The organism is Geodermatophilus amargosae (assembly GCF_900116515.1).
Taxonomy (GTDB): Bacteria; Actinomycetota; Actinomycetes; order Mycobacteriales; family Geodermatophilaceae; genus Geodermatophilus; species Geodermatophilus amargosae.
Window position 1 is genome coordinate 52,055 of record NZ_FPBA01000025.1, and the last position, 16,339, is coordinate 68,393.

The 16,339-nt window shown below is 74.3% G+C and carries 15 protein-coding genes and 1 tRNA gene; 4 read left to right on the forward strand and 12 right to left on the reverse strand.

The window, feature by feature from the left end; genetic code table 11:
- Positions 1-182: 182 nt before the first annotated feature.
- The 4 genes from BM414_RS29680 to BM414_RS23510 form a co-directional block, all read right to left on the reverse strand.
- Positions 183-326, reverse strand: a complete 144-nt coding sequence (locus tag BM414_RS29680) for a hypothetical protein (protein WP_175551765.1) — start codon at positions 324-326, stop codon at positions 183-185.
- A gap of 154 nt (positions 327-480) precedes the next feature.
- Positions 481-552, reverse strand: a tRNA-Val gene (locus BM414_RS23500).
- A gap of 67 nt (positions 553-619) precedes the next feature.
- The gene (locus BM414_RS23505) at positions 620-1,081 is read right to left on the reverse strand and encodes a peroxiredoxin (RefSeq protein ID WP_093583518.1); all 462 of its coding nucleotides are present in this window, start codon (positions 1,079-1,081) and stop codon (positions 620-622) included.
- A gap of 49 nt (positions 1,082-1,130) precedes the next feature.
- Entirely contained in the window at positions 1,131-1,556 is a 426-nt protein-coding gene (locus tag BM414_RS23510; RefSeq protein ID WP_093583520.1) for a DUF3052 domain-containing protein, read from the reverse strand.
- A gap of 316 nt (positions 1,557-1,872) precedes the next feature.
- Here BM414_RS23510 and aceE point away from each other — a divergent pair, with 316 nt between their 5' ends.
- Both aceE and BM414_RS23520 read left to right on the forward strand, forming a co-directional pair.
- On the forward strand, positions 1,873-4,671 hold the full coding sequence (aceE, locus tag BM414_RS23515; protein ID WP_093583522.1) for a pyruvate dehydrogenase (acetyl-transferring), homodimeric type: 2,799 nt from the start codon (positions 1,873-1,875) through the stop codon (positions 4,669-4,671).
- A 13-nt stretch (positions 4,672-4,684) separates the two neighbouring features.
- Positions 4,685-5,695 (forward strand): FAD-dependent oxidoreductase, encoded by a 1,011-nt coding sequence (locus tag BM414_RS23520; protein WP_245784937.1) that lies wholly within the window; start codon positions 4,685-4,687, stop codon positions 5,693-5,695.
- Here the strand turns inward: BM414_RS23520 and BM414_RS23525 are convergent.
- From BM414_RS23525 to BM414_RS23550, 6 genes are all read right to left on the reverse strand, one after another.
- Positions 5,649-6,665 (reverse strand): glycoside hydrolase family 88 protein, encoded by a 1,017-nt coding sequence (locus tag BM414_RS23525; protein WP_093583526.1) that lies wholly within the window; start codon positions 6,663-6,665, stop codon positions 5,649-5,651. The two genes, BM414_RS23520 and BM414_RS23525, sit on opposite strands and share 47 nt — an antisense overlap.
- A complete protein-coding gene (locus tag BM414_RS23530) occupies positions 6,665-8,065 on the reverse strand; it encodes a GH1 family beta-glucosidase (RefSeq protein WP_093583528.1) in 1,401 nt (466 codons plus the stop codon). Before BM414_RS23530 ends, BM414_RS23525 begins: the two co-directional genes overlap by 1 nt.
- A gap of 130 nt (positions 8,066-8,195) precedes the next feature.
- Positions 8,196-9,296: an ABC transporter ATP-binding protein gene (locus tag BM414_RS23535; RefSeq protein WP_093583530.1), complete on the reverse strand. Its 1,101-nt coding sequence runs from the start codon at positions 9,294-9,296 to the stop codon at positions 8,196-8,198.
- Positions 9,297-9,349: 53 nt separating this feature from the next.
- Positions 9,350-10,258 (reverse strand): carbohydrate ABC transporter permease, encoded by a 909-nt coding sequence (locus tag BM414_RS23540; protein WP_093583532.1) that lies wholly within the window; start codon positions 10,256-10,258, stop codon positions 9,350-9,352.
- Between the two features lie 8 nt (positions 10,259-10,266).
- Complete coding sequence (locus BM414_RS23545; RefSeq protein WP_093583534.1) at positions 10,267-11,247, reverse strand: carbohydrate ABC transporter permease; 981 nt, start codon at positions 11,245-11,247, stop codon at positions 10,267-10,269.
- A 98-nt stretch (positions 11,248-11,345) separates the two neighbouring features.
- Positions 11,346-12,638 (reverse strand): extracellular solute-binding protein, encoded by a 1,293-nt coding sequence (locus BM414_RS23550; protein WP_093583536.1) that lies wholly within the window; start codon positions 12,636-12,638, stop codon positions 11,346-11,348.
- A 186-nt stretch (positions 12,639-12,824) separates the two neighbouring features.
- Between BM414_RS23550 and BM414_RS23555 the strand changes: the two genes are divergently transcribed.
- On the forward strand, positions 12,825-13,850 hold the full coding sequence (locus tag BM414_RS23555; RefSeq protein ID WP_093583538.1) for a LacI family DNA-binding transcriptional regulator: 1,026 nt from the start codon (positions 12,825-12,827) through the stop codon (positions 13,848-13,850).
- A 90-nt stretch (positions 13,851-13,940) separates the two neighbouring features.
- Here BM414_RS23555 and BM414_RS23560 read toward each other — a convergent pair whose 3' ends face one another.
- Both BM414_RS23560 and BM414_RS23565 read right to left on the reverse strand, forming a co-directional pair.
- Positions 13,941-14,426, reverse strand: a complete 486-nt coding sequence (locus tag BM414_RS23560) for a pirin family protein (RefSeq protein WP_093583540.1) — start codon at positions 14,424-14,426, stop codon at positions 13,941-13,943.
- Complete coding sequence (locus BM414_RS23565; protein WP_245784938.1) at positions 14,423-15,112, reverse strand: phosphatase PAP2 family protein; 690 nt, start codon at positions 15,110-15,112, stop codon at positions 14,423-14,425. Before BM414_RS23565 ends, BM414_RS23560 begins: the two co-directional genes overlap by 4 nt.
- A 45-nt stretch (positions 15,113-15,157) precedes the next feature.
- Between BM414_RS23565 and BM414_RS23570 the strand changes: the two genes are divergently transcribed.
- A complete protein-coding gene (locus tag BM414_RS23570; RefSeq protein ID WP_245784939.1) occupies positions 15,158-16,336 on the forward strand; it encodes a PucR family transcriptional regulator in 1,179 nt (392 codons plus the stop codon).
- Positions 16,337-16,339: the final 3 nt, after the last annotated feature.

The following is a 16,339-nucleotide window of genomic DNA, read 5'->3' on the forward strand; positions in this document are numbered from 1 at the left end:
AGCCGGTGCCCGTCAGCCACCTGGAGGGGACACACCGGGGCCAGGCGCTCCGCACAGCGCGGCGACAGCCGGTCGGTGCGCCCGGCCCCGGGTCGGTCCGGCGCACCCGTGCGTCGCAGCCCAGCGCCTGGGCAGTCCGGGCGCCGAATGGCACGGTGCGTACCTCGTCCCCGCCGTTGCCGTCACCCTGCCGACGACGGTGATCCCTGCTCGGTCACGTCCACGTCGGCCAGCCGCACCCAGGCCGGTTCGGCGCGGCGGCAGCCGGTGTCGATCAGCAGCCGGATCAGGGCGGCGTCCTGCCGGTCGACCAGCTCGCGACCCACGCACGAGGCCGGCAGCTCAGGGGTGCTGGTCGTCGGTCAGCGGCGTGACCTCCGGCGGGCCTCATGGGCGCCTCCCGACGGGGGCTGTCTGACGGCTACGCCTGCCGACACGCTCCACCGTGAGGGGATCCGCCGCAGGTCGAGTGCGGAGTCGTGGGCGCGGCAGGGATCGAACCTGCGACCGCTCGCTTGTAAGGCGAGAGCTCTCCCGCTGAGCTACGCGCCCCGCGCGCCCAGGGTAGGTGCCCCGGGCGGCGGTACGGGGAGCGCCGCCCGGACGCCCCCCGGAGGGATCAGGCCGCGATCTTGGCGACGGCGTCCTTCCAGCCGGACTGCTCGCGCGCGTCACCGGGCTGGTTGACCTCGGTGAACGCGATCTTCCCCTCGGCGTCGACGAGGAAGGTGCCGCGTACGGCCATGCCGGCCTTGTCGTTGAACACCCCGTAGGCCTGGGCGGTGGCGCCGTGCGGCCAGAAGTCGCTCAGCAGCGGGAAGTCGAAGCCCTCCTGCGCCTTGAACGCCTTGAGGCTGAACGCCGGGTCGGTGCTGATCGCGACCACCTTCACGCCGGCGTCGGTGTAGGTGGCCAGCTCGTCGCGCAGCTGGCACAGCTCGCCGGTGCAGATGCCGGAGAACGCGAACGGGTAGAAGACGACGAGCACCGGCGTCCCCCGCAGGTCGGCGAGGGAGACGACCTGGCGGTCCTGGTCGGGCAGGCTGAACTCGGGCGCGACGTCACCGACGGAGAGGCTCATGCGCCCGATCGTGCCGCACGTGCCGATGTGGCCTCGCAGCGGGACGTCCTCAGCGGCGGGTGCGCGCCGTCTTCGGGGTGACCAGCCGGATCCCCGACCAGTCCTTGGCGGCGGAGATGCTGCTGGTCTGGGCCAGCCCCGCGGTGGGGGCCGCCTCGGTGACGTCACCGGGCTCGACGTGGCCGGGACGCCCGGACTTGGGCACCAGCAGCCACACGACACCGTCGTCGGCGAGGGAGGCGATCGCGTCGACGAGCGCGTCGACGAGGTCGCCGTCGTCCTCGCGCCACCAGAGGAGGACGACGTCGGCGACCTCGTCGGTGTCCTCGTCGACCATCTCGCTGCCCGAGGTGTCGACGATCGAGTCGCGCAGGTCCTCGTCGGCGTCCTCGTCCCAGCCGAGCTCCTGCACGACCATGCCCGGTTTGATGCCCAGGCGGGCCGCCATGCCGGCGCTGCCCGAGTCGACGCTCATCCCTGCTGTTCCTCCGAGGTGTGGCCGGCCGCCCGCGTTGCGCAGGCAGGCACGAGGCGCCGAGTGACGGGCGCGTGGGAGTCGTGGGGGCCGACGGCGGACACGACCGGCGGGGAGTCCACCCGCTGCCTGGTCATGTCACCCCTCTCGTGCCCGGAAAGCGCTGTCCCGACGGCGTCGGTCTGCGTGGGCAGGAGCGTAGGGCATGCCTGGTGACGCGCAAGCGCTCGTCGGCGACGCGCCCGAGGGGCCCCGTCCACCGCTGGCCGGGAGGTCTCACGTGACGCGGACCATCCCGGCGCGCGACGATGGACCCATGAGCGCTCCGCAGCAGAGTGGCGACCCCACCCGCGACGCCGGCCGGCCCCGCGCGGTCATCACCGACGGGCTCCCCAGCCAGCTGGTCGACACCGATCCCGACGAGACCCAGGAGTGGGTCGAGTCGCTCGACAGCGTCGTCGAGCACGCAGGCCGCGGGCGGGCCCGCTACCTCATGCTCAAGATGCTGCAGCGCAGCCGTGAGCAGCAGGTGGGTGTGCCGGCCCTCCGCAGCACCGACTACATCAACACGATCCCGCCCGAGCGGGAGCCGTACTTCCCCGGCGACGAGGACACCGAGCGGCGCATCCGCGCCTACATCCGCTGGAACGCCGCGATCATGGTCCACCGGGCGCAGCGGCCCGGCATCGGCGTCGGCGGCCACATCTCCTCCTACGCCTCCTCCGCCTCGCTCTACGAGGTCGGCTTCAACCACTTCTTCCGCGGCAAGGACCACCCCGGCGGCGGCGACCAGATCTGGTTCCAGGGTCACGCCTCCCCCGGCATCTACGCGCGTGCCTTCCTCGAGGGCCGGCTCAGCGAGCAGCAGCTCGACGGCTTCCGGCAGGAGGTCAGTCACCCCGGCGGCGGGCTGTCGAGCTACCCGCACCCGCGGCTCATGCCGGACTTCTGGGAGTTCCCCAGCGTCTCCATGGGCCTGGGCCCGATGAACGCGATCTACCAGGCCCGGTTCAACCGGTACCTGCACGCCCGCGGCGTCAAGGACACCTCCGACCAGCACGTCTGGGCCTTCCTCGGCGACGGCGAGATGGACGAGCCCGAGTCGCTCGGCATGATCGGTCTCGCTGCCCGCGAGGAGCTGGACAACCTCACCTTCGTCGTCAACTGCAACCTGCAGCGGCTCGACGGCCCGGTGCGCGGCAACGGCAAGGTCATCCAGGAGCTGGAGTCGTTCTTCCGCGGCGCCGGCTGGAACGTGATCAAGGTGATCTGGGGCCGCGAGTGGGACCCGCTGCTGTCGGCCGACCGTGACGGCGCCCTGGTCAACCTGATGAACCAGACGCCCGACGGGGACTACCAGACCTACAAGGCCGAGGACGGCGCGTTCGTCCGCGAGCACTTCTTCGGGCGCGACCCGCGCACCCGCAAGCTCGTGGAGCACATGAGCGACAAGGACGTCTGGGACCTCTCCCGCGGCGGGCACGACTACCGCAAGGTGTACGCGGCGTTCAAGGCGGCCGTGGAGCACAAGGGCCAGCCGACGGTCATCCTCGCCAAGACCATCAAGGGCTGGACGCTGGGCAGCCACTTCGAGGGCCGCAACTCCACGCACCAGATGAAGAAGCTGACCGCGGAGGACCTCGCCGCCTTCCGCGACCGGCTCTACCTGCCGATCCCCGACGAGGCGCTCGACAAGACCCTGCCGCCCTACTACAAGCCCGAGCCGGACTCCGACGAGATGCAGTACATGCTCGAGCGGCGCCGGACCCTGGGTGGCGCGGTGCCGCGCCGCCGAGCGGAGTTCAAGACGCTCAAGGCGCCCGAGGACAAGGCCTTCGACGTCCTGCGGCGCGGCTCGGGCAAGCAGGAGGTGGCGACGACGATGGCGTTCGTCCGCCTGCTCAAGGAGCTGCTGAAGGACGTGGAACTCGGCCCGCGCTTCGTGCCGATCATCCCCGACGAGGCGCGCACGTTCGGCCTGGACAGCCTCTTCTCGTCGCACAAGATCTACAACCCGGCCGGGCAGCGCTACACCTCGGTCGACCGGGAGCTGATGCTGGCCTATAAGGAGTCCGAGCAGGGCGTCATCCTGCACGAGGGCATCAACGAGGCCGGCTCGACGGCGTCGTTCACCGCCGTCGGGACGTCGTACGCCACGCACGGCGAGCCGATGATCCCGATCTACATCTTCTACTCGATGTTCGGGTTCCAGCGGACCGGTGACTCGTTCTGGGCCGCCGCCGACCAGATGACCCGCGGCTTCGTCCTCGGTGCCACCGCCGGCCGGACGACGCTCAACGGCGAGGGCCTGCAGCACGAGGACGGCCACTCATTGCTGCTGGCGCACACCAACCCGGCGGTGGTGTCCTACGACCCGGCCTTCTCCTACGAGGTCGGCCACATCACCCGGGACGCGCTGCTGCGCATGTACGGCGAGGACCCGGGCGCCCCGCTCGGCGGGCACCGCAGCCCCGACGTCATGTACTACCTGACCGTCTACAACGAGCCGTACAAGCAGCCGGCCGAGCCCGAGGACCTCGACGTCCAGGGGCTGCTCGCCGGCATGTACCGCTACGCCCCAGGCCACGGCGAGGGCTCCCGGGCACAGGTCCTGGCCTCGGGCGTGGCGGTGCCGTGGGCACTGCGGGCGCAGGAGCTGCTGCGCGAGGACTGGAGAGTGTCGGCCGACGTGTGGTCCGTGACGTCGTGGACCGAGCTGCGTCGGCAGGCCGACGCGTGCGAGGAGCACAACCTCCTGCACCCGGAGGAGGAGCCGCAGGTGCCGTACGTGACCCAGCGGCTGCAGGACGCCGAGGGGCCCGTCGTGGCGGTGTCGGACTGGATGCGGTCGGTGCCCGACCTGATCGCCCCGTACGTCCCGGGCGGGATGGCGACGCTGGGCACCGACGGGTTCGGCCTGTCCGACACCCGCCCGGCGCTGCGCCGGCACTTCCACGTCGACGCCGAGTCGATCGTCGTCCGGACGCTGGCCTCGCTGGCCGACCGCGGTCAGCTGGACCGCTCGACGGTCCGCGAGGCGGTGGAGAAGTACCGGATCCGCGACGTGCAGGCGGCGCCGGCCGAGGAGCGGACCGACCCCAGCCCGGCGACCTGACGTCAGGACCCCCTTGCCCCCCGCCACTCGCGAGCCCGCGGCGGGACCCTGCACGGGGGCCGCCCTCGCACCCGACTCCGCCGCCGACGACGGCCCACGCGACGTGGCCGTCGTCGGCGGCGGGGTGGTCGGGCTGACCTGTGCGCTCGAGCTGGCACGGTCGGGGCACCGGGTCCGGGTGCACACCGCCGACCCGTGGCCCGCGACGACCTCCGCGGTGGCCGCCGCGATCTGGTTCCCCTACCGGGCAGCGCCCGTGGACGCCGTCCTGCGGTGGGGCGCCACCTCGCTGGAGGTCCTCACCCGGCTCGCCGCCGACCCGGCGACCGGGGTGCGGCTCCGCCCGGGCACCTTCGTGCACCGCACCCCCGAACCGGACCTGTGGTGGACGCCGGGGGTGCCCGGGGTCCGTCCGGCGGCCCCGGAGGAGCTCCCGCCCGGCGCCCGCGCCGGTACCCGCTGCACGCTGCCGGTGGTCGACACGGGGGCGTACCTGCCCTGGCTGGCCGCCGGGTGCGCCTCGGCCGGGGTGGCGACCGTGCCGGGTCGGGTCGCCGCACTCGACGAGGTGGCCGGCGACGTCGTCGTGGTGGCCGCCGGGCTGGGTTCGGGGCACCTCCTCGACGACGACACCGGCGTCCCCGTGCAGGGCCAGGTGGTCCGGCTGGCCGACCCGGGCCTGTCCGGCTGGGTGCTGGACCAGGACGGCCCGGCCGGGCTGACCTACGTCGTCCCCCGCGGCCGGGACGTCGTCTGCGGCGGGACGGCGGTGGAGGGGGCCACGGGCCGCGAGCCCGATCCGCGGGTGGAGGCGGCGATCCTGGAGCGGGCGTGCGCGCTGGTCCCCGAGCTGCGGGGTCAGCCGGTGCTGTCGCGGGCGGTGGGGCTGCGGCCGGCCCGGCCCACCGTCCGGCTGGAACGGCTGGAGATCGGCGGGCGGCCCGTCGTCGCCTGCTACGGGCACGGCGGCGCCGGTGTCACCCTCTCCTGGGGCTGCGCGGCCGAGGTCGCCGGTCTGGTGTGAGCCCGTCCCCGGGGAGGGGCCGCGCCGCCGCGTCGGCCAGCAGCAGGAGGGCCTGGGCCTCGGGTGAGTGCCCCGGACGGTCGAACCGGGGCGCGGCCGGTGCACCGGAGACCCTCCCCAGCCCGTCGAGGCTCGCGACGGCGGGAACGAGCAGCGCCCGCCCGACCGCTCCGTACGGCGCCGGCAGCCAGCCCTCGCCGGCTCCGGTCAGCGCCGCGTAGGACAGCGTCGCGGCCGCCGCGGGGTCGGCGCGCGACGCGTCGTCGTCGAGGACGTCCCCGAGGGTCCCGTCGGGCCGCCGGTGTGCCAGGCATCCGTCGAGCAGTGCCCGGAGCTCGGCCGCGAGCGCGGCGCCGGAGGCGGCCGGCAGGCGGCCCACCGTCCGCGCCAGGCCGGCGGCCACCCAGCCGTTGCCCGTGCCCCAGGCACGGTCGTCCGCGGGGCGGCCGGCGTCCTCGTCCCACCGGGCGCGCCACAGCCCGTCGGGTCGCCGCAACCGGGAGCGGTGGCCGTCCAGCTGGGCGAGCGCGGCGTCCCCGTGCCCGGCCGCGGCCAGCGGCGGCACGACCGTGCAGACCGTGTCGGCCCACACCTCGCGGGGACCGACCAGGTGGAACAGGGTGCCGTCGGCGGCGCGGGGCGCGGACCGCAGCAGCCACGCCCGCTGGCGGGCGGCGGCGGCTGTCAGGGCGGCGTCGCCCGTGCGGCGCGCCACCAGGTCCACGTACTCGCCGACGATGCCGCCGTTGACGCTGCAGGCGGGATCGAGCTCGGCCAGCCGGCCGTCGGGCAGCTGCCGCGCGACGGCGTCGCCGACGAGCGCCCTCAGCGCGGAGTCCTCGCCGTCGCCGTCGAGGACCGCAGCCGTCAGGCCCTGGTCCCAGGAGTGCCGCTGGCAGACGAGCAGGGCGCCGAGCACCCGCCGGCGGGTCCCGTCGTCGAGCACGGGACCCGCCGGCGGGCACTCCATCAGGCCTCGTCGCGGTGGCGGCGCAGCAGCTCGGCGTAGGCCAGCCCGCTGTCCTTCGCGGTGCGCCGCTGGGTGGCGTAGTCCACGTGCACCAGCCCGAAGCGCTGGGCGTACCCGCGGGCCCACTCGTAGTTGTCCAGCAGCGACCAGGCGAAGTAGCCGCGCACGTCGGCGCCGCGCTCCATCGCCGCGGCCATGGCCGCGAGGTGGCGGACCAGGAAGTCGACCCGCTCGGGGTCGTGCACCGCGCCCTCGGCGTCGACCTCGTCGTCCCAGGCGGAGCCGTTCTCCGTGACGACGAGCGGCAGCCCCGGCGCGCGCCCGCCGATCCACAGCAGCAGGTCGGTGAACGCCTGCGGGCTGATGCCCCAGCCCATCGTCGTCGTCGGTCCCACCGGGTCGAGCTCGACGACGTCGCCGCCGCCGATGAACGACGTCGGCGGCTTGCCGGCCGGCCGGGTGCCGGCCCGCACCGTCTGCTCGAAGTAGTAGTTGACGCCCAGCCAGTCCAGCGGCGCGGCGATCGTCTCCAGGTCGCCGTCACGGACCGGCAGCGGGGCGCCGGCGGCCTCGAGGTCGGCGACGACGTCGGCCGGGTAGGCCCCGTTCACGACCGGCTCGAGGAACATCCGGTTCTGCTGGCCGTCGAGGCGGCGGGCCGCGTCGAGGTCGGCGGGGTCCTGGCTGGCCGGGTTCATCGGCGTGAAGTTGAGCGTGACGCCGAGCGAGGAGACGCCGGCCGCCCGCAGCCGGGCCGCGGCCAGGCCGTGGCCCAGCAGCAGGTGGTGGGTGGCGCGGGCGCCGGCGACGGAGTCCTGCAGCCCCGGTGCGTGCGCTCCGGACACGTGGCCGAGCAGGGCGCTGCACATCGGCTCGTTCAGCGTCGACCAGTGCGTCACCCGGTCACCGAGGGCGCCGACGACGACGGAGGCGTACTCGGCGAAGCGCTCGGCGGTGTCCCGGTCGGCCCAGCCGCCGCGGTCCTGCAGCGCCTGCGGCAGGTCCCAGTGGTAGAGCGTCAGCCAGGGCTGCACGCCGACGGCGAGCAGCTCGTCGACCAGCCGCCGGTAGAAGTCCAGCCCCCGCTGCTCGACCCGGCCGCCGCCCTCCGGCAGCACCCGCGGCCAGGACACGGAGAACCGGTACGCCGAGAGCCCGAGGCCGGCCATCAGCGCGACGTCGTCGCGGTAGCGGTGGTAGTGGTCGACGGCGACGTCGCCGGTGTGGCCCTGGTACGTGCGGCCGGGCGTGTGGCTGTAGGTGTCCCAGATCGAGGGGCCACGGCCGTCCTCGGTGACGGCCCCCTCGATCTGGTAGGCGGCGGTCGCGGCACCGAAGACGAAGCCGGGCGGGAAGGTGAGGCCGGCGAGGGCGTCCTCGCGGATGTCGGTGCTGGTCACGGGAGGGGTTCTCCTCAGGGCAGGAGGGAGCACGGGCAGAGGGGGGCAGGGGTCACGGGCAGGGGGGGGGAGGGGTCACGGGCAGGGGGCAGCGCGGCGGCACCGGGGCCGCCGGGGGTGAAGCGGGAGTTCAGTCGACGCGCAGCTGCGTGACCGGGTCGAAGACGTGCAGGCAGTCCTCGCGGACCCGCAGGTGCACCGTCTCCCCCACCGCGGCGGCCGTGCGCGGCTCGGTCCGCACCACGACGTCGGCGGTGTGCAGGACGTCGCCGTCGTCGTCGGCGCCGAGGGTGGCGTAGAGGAAGGCGTCCGAGCCGAGCTGCTCCACGACGTTGACCACCACGGGCACGCCCTCGCCGGGTGGCGCGGTCTCCAGTGACTCGGGGCGGAAGCCGACGGTGACCCGGCCGGTGCCGGCCGCGGCGCGGGCCAGCTTCTCGCGCGGCACCGGCAGCACCGCGCCGGCGAGCCGGACGCCGCCGTCGACGGCCGGCCCGGTGACGACGTTCATCGCCGGTGAGCCGATGAACCCGGCGACGAAGGTGTTGGCCGGCCGCTCGTAGAGGGCGCCGGGGGTGTCGCACTGCTGCAGGACGCCGTCGCGCAGCACCGCCACGCGGTCGCCCATCGTCATCGCCTCGACCTGGTCGTGGGTGACGTAGACGGTGGTGACGGCCAGCCGCCGCTGCAGCGCGGCGATCTGGGTGCGGGTCTGCACGCGCAGCTTCGCGTCGAGGTTGGACAGCGGCTCGTCCATGAGGAAGACCTGCGGGTTGCGCACGATGGCCCGGCCCATGGCCACCCGCTGCCGCTGGCCGCCGGAGAGCGCCTTGGGCCGCCGGAGCAGGTAGTCCTCGAGGTCGAGGATCTTCGCCGCCTCGGCCACCCGGCGGCCGATCTCGTCCTTGGCGACGCCGGCGATCTTGAGCGCGAAGCCCATGTTCTGCTCGACGGTCATGTGCGGGTAGAGCGCGTAGTTCTGGAAGACCATCGCGATGTCGCGGTCCTTGGGCGGGGCGTCGGAGACGTCGCGGTCGCCGATGCGGATGCTGCCGGCGTCGATCTCCTCCAGGCCGGCGAGCATCCGCAGCGACGTGGACTTGCCGCAGCCGGACGGCCCGACGAGGACGAGGAACTCGCCGTCGCCGATCTCCAGGTCGAGGTTGTCGACCGCCGGCCGGTCGGCCTTCGGGTACATGCGGGTCGCGGAGTCGAAGGTGACGGTGGCCATGGCTCAGGCGCCTCTCGGGGTGCGGGTCGGGACGGGGGTGGTGGACGGGCGCCTCATCCCTTGACCGCGCCCTGCATGATGCCGCCGACGATCTGCTTGCCGAGGACGACGAAGACCACGAGCACGGGCAGCGTCCCGATGAGCGTCCCGGCCATGATCACCGCGGTGTCGGGGACGTAGCCGCCGCCGAGACCGGCCAGCGCCACCTGCACGGTGGGGTTGTCCGTGGTCAGCGCGATGATCGGCCAGAAGAAGTCGTTCCAGGCGGTGAGGAACGTCAGCATCGCCAGCACCGCCATGGCCGGCCGGGCCACCGGCACGACCACCGACCAGAAGGTCCGCAGCGTCGAGGCGCCGTCGACGCGGGCGGCCTCGAGCAGCTCGTCGGGCAGCGCCTGGGAGAGAAACTGCCGCATGAAGAAGACGCCGAAGGCGCTGACCAGGGTGGGCAGCACGACGGCCTGCAGGTGGTCGACCCACTGCAGCTCGGCGATGAGGATGAACAGCGGGATGATCGCCAGCTGGGTCGGCACCATCATCGTGCCCACGACCAGCGCGAGCAGGGCCCCGTTGCCGCGAAAGCGCAGCTTGGCGAAGGCGAAGCCGGCCAGGGTGCTGCAGAGGACGGTGCCCACGGTGATGCAGCTGGACACGACGACGGAGTTGACGATGGCCAGGCCGATCGGCGCCTCCTCCATGGCCCGGCCGATGTTGGTGAACAGGTCGGCGTCGGGCAGGAACGGAGGCGGGGTGCCGGCGAGCTCGGCGTTGGTCTTCGAGGCCGCGACGGCGGTCCAGTAGAGCGGGAAGACCGACACCAGGGCGGTCAGGCCGAGCAGCACGTAGGTCAGCGGCCCGGCGGCGGTCACCTTCCCGGCCCGGCGGCCGCGACGGCGGCGGGGGGTGGCGACGGGGCCCGCCACGGACACGGTCTCCTGCGGTGCGGAAGCGAGGGTGGTCATGGCGGCTCCTACCGCTCGGCCCGGGCCCGCCGGCGCGCGAGCAGCGCGTAACCACCGACGACGACGAGGATGATGAGGAACATGGCCCACGCGGTGGCGGCGGCCTGACCGAGGTGGAAGTTGGTCCAGCCCTGGTCGTACATGAGCAGGCCGAGGGTCTGGTACTGGTTGGACACCCCGCCGCTGGTCATGCCGTTGCCGCTGAACAGCAGCGGCTCCCCGAACAGCTGCACCGCGCCGATCGTCGAGACGACGATCGTGAACAGGATCGTCGGCTTGAGCGCCGGGATCGTGACGTGCAGGAACTGCTGCCAGCGGCTGGCGCCGTCCAGGGTCGCGGCCTCGTAGAGGTCGCCCGGGATGGCCTGCATGGCGGCCAGGTAGATGAGCGCGTTGTACCCGGTCCACCGCCAGGTGACGATCACCGAGATGGCGAACTGACTGGTCCAGGTGCCGCTCTCCCAGTCCACCCGGTCGAAGCCGACGGCCTCCAGGAGGGTGTTGATCAGCCCGTAGTCGTGGCCGAAGAGCTGGGCGAAGACCAGCGTGGCCGCGGCGATGCTGGTGGCGTAGGGCATGAGCATCGCGACCCGGTAGAAGGTCCGGCCGCGCAGCTTGTAGTTGAGCAGGTGCGCCAGGCCCAGGGCCATAGCCAGCTGCGGCACCGTGGAGAGGACGCCGATGGTCAGCGTGTTCCTCGCGGCGTTCCAGAAGAACTCGTTCTGCAGCAGTGCGGTGTAGTTGCCCAGCCCGACGAACTCCGCGCCGTCGATGTCGGACAGCCGCACCTCGTGCAGGGAGATCCACGCGGTGTAGAGGAACGGGTAGAGGCTGAAGCAGGCGAAGAGGACGAAGAACGGGGCGACGTAGGCGTAGCCCCAGCGGTTGCGGGTGAGCCGGCGCCGGCGGCGGACCGGAGGGCCCGGCGGTGGCGCGGGTGGCGGTGCGGCGGCCGCCGCGACCCGGGGGTCGTCGCTGGCGATGGTCATGCGGGGCCTTCCAGGGGGTTCTCGGGCGGGGTCCCTCGGACGGGGTGGAGCCGGCCGGTGCCCGCGGGTGGACGCGCGCGGGCACCGGCCGGGGTCTGTCAGCCTCCGACGACCTGTTCGATCTCGTCGAGGGCCGCCTGGAAGGCGTCGTCGGGGCCGGTCCCCTCCGCGACGGTGCTCAGGGCGTTGGTGAACGCCTCCTGGATCTGGGTGTCGTAGGGGCCGATCGGCGTGAACCGCAGCGCCGCCGCCGACGAACCGAAGATCTGCCCCACCGGCGCGCCGCTGAAGTACTCACTGGTCGCCGTCGCCACCTCCGGGTCCTCCGCCGCCTGCTGGCTGGAGGGGAAGTGCTGCTCCTCGGTGAACATCCGCACCTGCTGCTCGGGCGCGGTCAGCCACTCGACGAGGGCGATCGCCTCCTCCTTGTGCTCGCTGGACTCGGTGACCCCGAGCCAGGAGCCGCCCCAGTTGCCGGCGCCGCCGGGCAGCGGTGCCACGTCCCAGCGGCCCTCGCCCTCGTCGCCGGCCTGGCCGGTGATGTAGCCGAGCATCCAGGCCGGGCAGGAGATGGTCGCGAACGCGCCGTTGGCGAACGCGGAGTTCCACTCGTCGCCGAACTGGATCAGGTTGGCCGTCATGCCCTCCCCGGCCGCCGCGCTGGCGTGCTGCCAGGCCGTCGCGACGCCGTCGCTGGACTCGGGGATCGGGTTGCCGTCCTCGTCGTCGTAGGCGGTCTGGCCCTGGTAGACGGCGGCGGAGAAGACGCTGGCCGGGCTGTCGAGGAACGCGCTGCCCTCGGGCTTGGTCGGCGAGGCCTCGTACTGCCGGCCGAGCTCGAGGTAGCCCTCCCAGGTGGACCACAGCTGGGCCAGCTCCGCGCGGTCGGTCGGCAGGCCGGCCTGCTCGAACAGGTCACGGCGGAAGCACATGGCCTCGGGCCCGGCGTCGGTGCCCAGGCCGACCACGCGGCCGTCGGCGGTGGTGGACCCCTCGACCTTCCAGTCGTAGTAGTGCCCGAGGATCTCGTCGGCGTTGTCCCGGGCGGCGAAGTCGACGAAGGCGTCGGCGTGGTTGGCCACGACGTCGGCGACGAAGCCGATCTCGATGCCCTGGATGTCCGCGAGGCCGGAGCCCGCGGCCAGGCGGGTCTGCAGCGCCCGGTAGTAGTCGGCCGACCGCTCGACCGACTCCTCCTGGATGCGGATCTCGGGGTGCATCTCCATGTACTCGTCGTAGAGCCCGGCCTCCTCGAAGCCGAACGTGCCGAAGAGGCCGAGGTCGAGGGTGATCGTGCCGTCGTCGGAGCCGGAGCCCCCACAACCGGCGGCCATCAGGGTCGCGACGAGAGCAGCGCCGAGCGCCGCCCTGCGTCTCGGGGGAACGGTCATCGGTCCTCCTGGATCGGTTCCCGAACGGCTGCGCTCGGGCTATGGTGACGGTCGTGAAAGCGCTCTCACGACCGATGGGAGGAGAGTGATGGGCACCACATCCCGCTGTCAAGAGGGCACCCGAGGGAAGGCGCGAGAGGCCCGGGCCGTGCACGATGGACCCGCAGCGCGACCGGAGGAGGGCCCGTGACGACGCTCGCCGGACGCGGCTCCTCCCCGACCCTGGACGAGGTCGCCCAGCTCGCCGGGGTGTCCCGGGCGACGGTGTCGCGCGTGGTCAACGGCTCGCCGAAGGTGCGCCCGGAGGCCCGCCGCGCCGTCGAGGAGGCCGTCGCGCGGCTGCGCTACGTGCCCAACCCCGCGGCCCGCAGCCTGGTCACCCGGCGGACCGACACGATCGCGCTGGTCCTCTCGGAGTCGAACACGCAGGTCTTCAGCGACCCGTTCTTCGCCCGCGTCGTCCGGGAGCTCTCGGCCGCGCTGGCCGACACCGAGATGAACCTGGTGCTGCTGGCCGCCCGCGGGGAGCGCGAGCAGGAGAAGGTCGCCCGCTACGTCCGCCAGGGGCACGTCGACGGCGTCATCCTCATGTCGCTGCACAGCCAGGACACGCTGCCGGCGGTCCTCGCCGAGGCCCAGGTGCCCCTGGTGCTCTCCGGCCGGCCCCTCGACGGGCGCTCGGTCTGCTACGTCGACGCCGACAACGCCGGCGGCGCCCGGGACGCCACCGAGCACCTCCTGGCGGGCGGGCGACGGCGGATCGCCACCGTGAGCGGCCCGCAGGACATGATCGCCGGCATCGACCGGCACGCCGGGTACCGCGCGGCCCTCGAGGGCGCCGGGATCGGGCCGGACCCCGCCCTGGTCGCGGCGGGCGACTTCACCGAGGCCGGCGGCGCGCGCGCGATGGCCGCACTCCTGGAGCAGGCGCCGGACCTGGACGCGGTGTTCGTGGCCTCCGACGCGATGGCGGTCGGGGCACTGCGCACGCTGCGGGAGGCCGGCCGCTCCGTGCCCGGCGACGTCGCCGTCGTGGGCTTCGACGACGCCGCGGCGGCCGCCACGAGCGACCCGCCGCTGACGACGGTCGCCCAGCCGCTGGACGAGATGACCCGCCACATGACCGACCTGCTGCTGCGCCAGGTGGAGGGCGACGAGGAGGTGCAGGCCCGGGTCTGCCCGACCCGGCTCGTGGTGCGCGCCTCTGCCTGAGGAGACCCTCCCGCTCCACCGCTCGACGCTGCAGCGATCTGAGCACCCTGACCGGACGGCCGGGAGCCCTCCGCTCCGGAGGACCCCCGGTCAGTCCGCCCAGGCGGGGCGGGCGGCGTCGACCTGCCACACGACGACGACCCCGCCACCGGGGCGCAGCACGACGCCGTCGGGGACGTCCGGGCCGTCCTCCCCCAGCCACAGCCGCGCGTCGGGACGGCCGAGGTCGACCCAGCCGCGCGGGGTGTGCACCACCTCGTGCGCCGGCGCGGCCCCGGCCTCGGCCGGGCGCAGGTACGACTGCAGCACGCGGGCGCCGTCGGGGCCGGCCACCTCGTCGTGCTCGAGCCCGGTCCCGGCCCGCAGCACCCCGACGTCGCCGGCGTCGACCACCGCTCCCCCACCCCAGCGGTGCGCGACCGACCCGGCCAACACCACGGCGACGACGTCGACCGCGCGGTGGGCGTGCACGCCGTAGCCGGCGCCGGGCGGCAGCCGGTCGTCGGTGACCCGCAGCAGCGGCCCCAGCGAGCCGTCGCCCGGCTCGAGCAGCGTGGTGCCCTCGGGGCCGGTCACGGCGCCTCGTCCCGCTCGGGCAGCGCGCCGGGGCCGCCGGGGAACCCGCCGGCTCCCAGTGCGACCAGCAGCGACCACGCCGTCCCCAGACCCAGCCCGCCGACGACGTCGGACGGGTAGTGCACGCCCAGCCAGATGCGGGTCAGCGCGACCAGGACGGCCAGCGCGACCCCGGCGGCGACGGCGGCCCGGCGCCCCGGCTGGCCCAGCCGCGGCCAGGCCAGCACCAGCCCGACGGTGACGAGCGTGGCGATGCCCGAGGAGTGCCCGCTCGGGAAGCTGAGCCCCTCGTACACCAGGCCGCCGTTCTCGAACGCCGGCCGGGCGCGGCCGACCAGCTCCTTGATCGCGGTGGTCAGCGGCCCGATGGCGGTGATCGCGACCACCACCCACACCACGGTGTGCCAGGCGCGGCGGCGCACCAGCCAGAGGAACACCGGCAGGAAGACGAGGACGCGGAACCAGGTGACTCCCGGCGTGGTGAGGACCTCCAGCAGTCCGCCGTGCAGGGCCGACCGGTCGTCCCCGGCGTAGAGCGCGCGGCTCACCGCGTCGTCGAGGCGCACCTGCGGGCCGAACCGGGCGGCCACCCCCGTGCCGAGGACGGCGAGGACGGCGACCCCCGCGCCCGCGGCGGCGAGCACCCGGCGGCGCAGCCGGGATCGGGGGCGGGTCGGGGCGCTCACTCCCCCACTCTCCCCGACGCACCCGACCGTGACACGCTGACCGGTGTGGCCCACCGGGTGATCGACCACCCGCCGACGGCGGCGACGCTGCGGCGGCTCGAGCGCGCGTCCGGGGCCATCGCCACCCGCGCCGTCGCCCGCATGGACGAGGACCTGCCGTGGTTCCGCACCATGCCGGCCGACCAGCGCTCGTGGGTGATGCTCGTGGCCCAGGCGGGCATCGCCTCGCTCGTCGAGTGGTGCCGCGCCCCCGGCCGCCCGCCCCGGCTGACCGGCGAGGTGTTCGGCGCCGCCCCGCGCGACCTGGTCCGCGCCGTGCCGCTCAAGCAGACCGTGGACCTGGTCAAGCTCACCGTCGAGGTGATGGACGACCACGTCGAGTCGGTGGCCGAGCCCGGCGACGCCGACACGCTGCGCGTGGCGGTGCTGCAGTTCAGCCGCGAGGTCGCCTTCGCCACCGCGCACGTCTACGCCAGCTTCGCCGAGAACCGCGGCGCCTGGGACGCGCGGCTGGAGGCCCTCGTCGTCGACGCGCTGGTCCGCGGCGAGCGCTCCGAGGAGCTGCCCGGCCGCGCCGCCGCGCTCGGCTGGGCCGGGACCGGCCCGGTGTCGGTGCTGGTCGGCGCCGCGCCCGGCGACGGCGACGCGCACTCCGGCGTCCGCCGCGCCGCCCGCTCGCAGCGCTGCGAGGTGCTCGTCGGCGTGCACGCCGAGCAGCTGGTGGTCGTGCTGGGCGGCGCCGAGCACGTGCCGACGGCGGCCGAGCGGGTGGCCGAGGAGTTCGGGCCGGGCCCGGTCGTCCTCGGCCCCGTGGTCGACCGGCTCAGCGCGGCCGGCGGGTCGGCCGCCGCGGCGCTGGCCGGCCTGCGGGCCGCGCGCGCCTGGCCCGGCGCCCCGCGCCCCGTGTCCGCCGACGCGCTGCTGCCCGAGCGGGCCCTCGACGGCGACCCGCTGGCCCGCGCCGCGCTCACCGCGCGGGCGGTGCTGCCGCTGCGCACCGCCGGCGGCGAGGTGCTCGAGACGGTCCGGGCGGTGCTCACCGCCGGGGGGAACCTGGAGGCCAGCGCGCGGGCGCTGTTCGTGCACCCCAACACGGTGCGGTACCGGCTCAAGCGGGCCGCCGAGCTGACCGGCCTGGTGGTGACCGACCCCCGGGGTGCCTGGACCCTGCAGGTCGCCCTGGCGCTGGCCGACCTCGACGGCGACCGCTCCCTCTGGCACTGACGG

What these genes read in the sequence shown, in the direction of transcription:
- BM414_RS23525 (WP_093583526.1), bottom strand. Translation starts at nt 6,665, where the DNA reads ATGGAGTGCCCGCCGGCGGGTCCCGTGCTCGACGACGGGACCCGCCGG.
- BM414_RS23535 (WP_093583530.1), bottom strand. Translation starts at nt 9,296, where the DNA reads ATGGCCACCGTCACCTTCGACTCCGCGACCCGCATGTACCCGAAGGCC.
- BM414_RS23545 (WP_093583534.1), bottom strand. Translation starts at nt 11,247, where the DNA reads ATGACCATCGCCAGCGACGACCCCCGGGTCGCGGCGGCCGCCGCACCG.
- BM414_RS23540 (WP_093583532.1), bottom strand. Translation starts at nt 10,258, where the DNA reads ATGACCACCCTCGCTTCCGCACCGCAGGAGACCGTGTCCGTGGCGGGC.
- BM414_RS23550 (WP_093583536.1), bottom strand. Translation starts at nt 12,638, where the DNA reads ATGACCGTTCCCCCGAGACGCAGGGCGGCGCTCGGCGCTGCTCTCGTC.
- BM414_RS23510 (WP_093583520.1), bottom strand. Translation starts at nt 1,556, where the DNA reads ATGAGCGTCGACTCGGGCAGCGCCGGCATGGCGGCCCGCCTGGGCATC.
- BM414_RS23505 (WP_093583518.1), bottom strand. Translation starts at nt 1,081, where the DNA reads ATGAGCCTCTCCGTCGGTGACGTCGCGCCCGAGTTCAGCCTGCCCGAC.
- aceE (WP_093583522.1), top strand. Translation starts at nt 1,873, where the DNA reads ATGAGCGCTCCGCAGCAGAGTGGCGACCCCACCCGCGACGCCGGCCGG.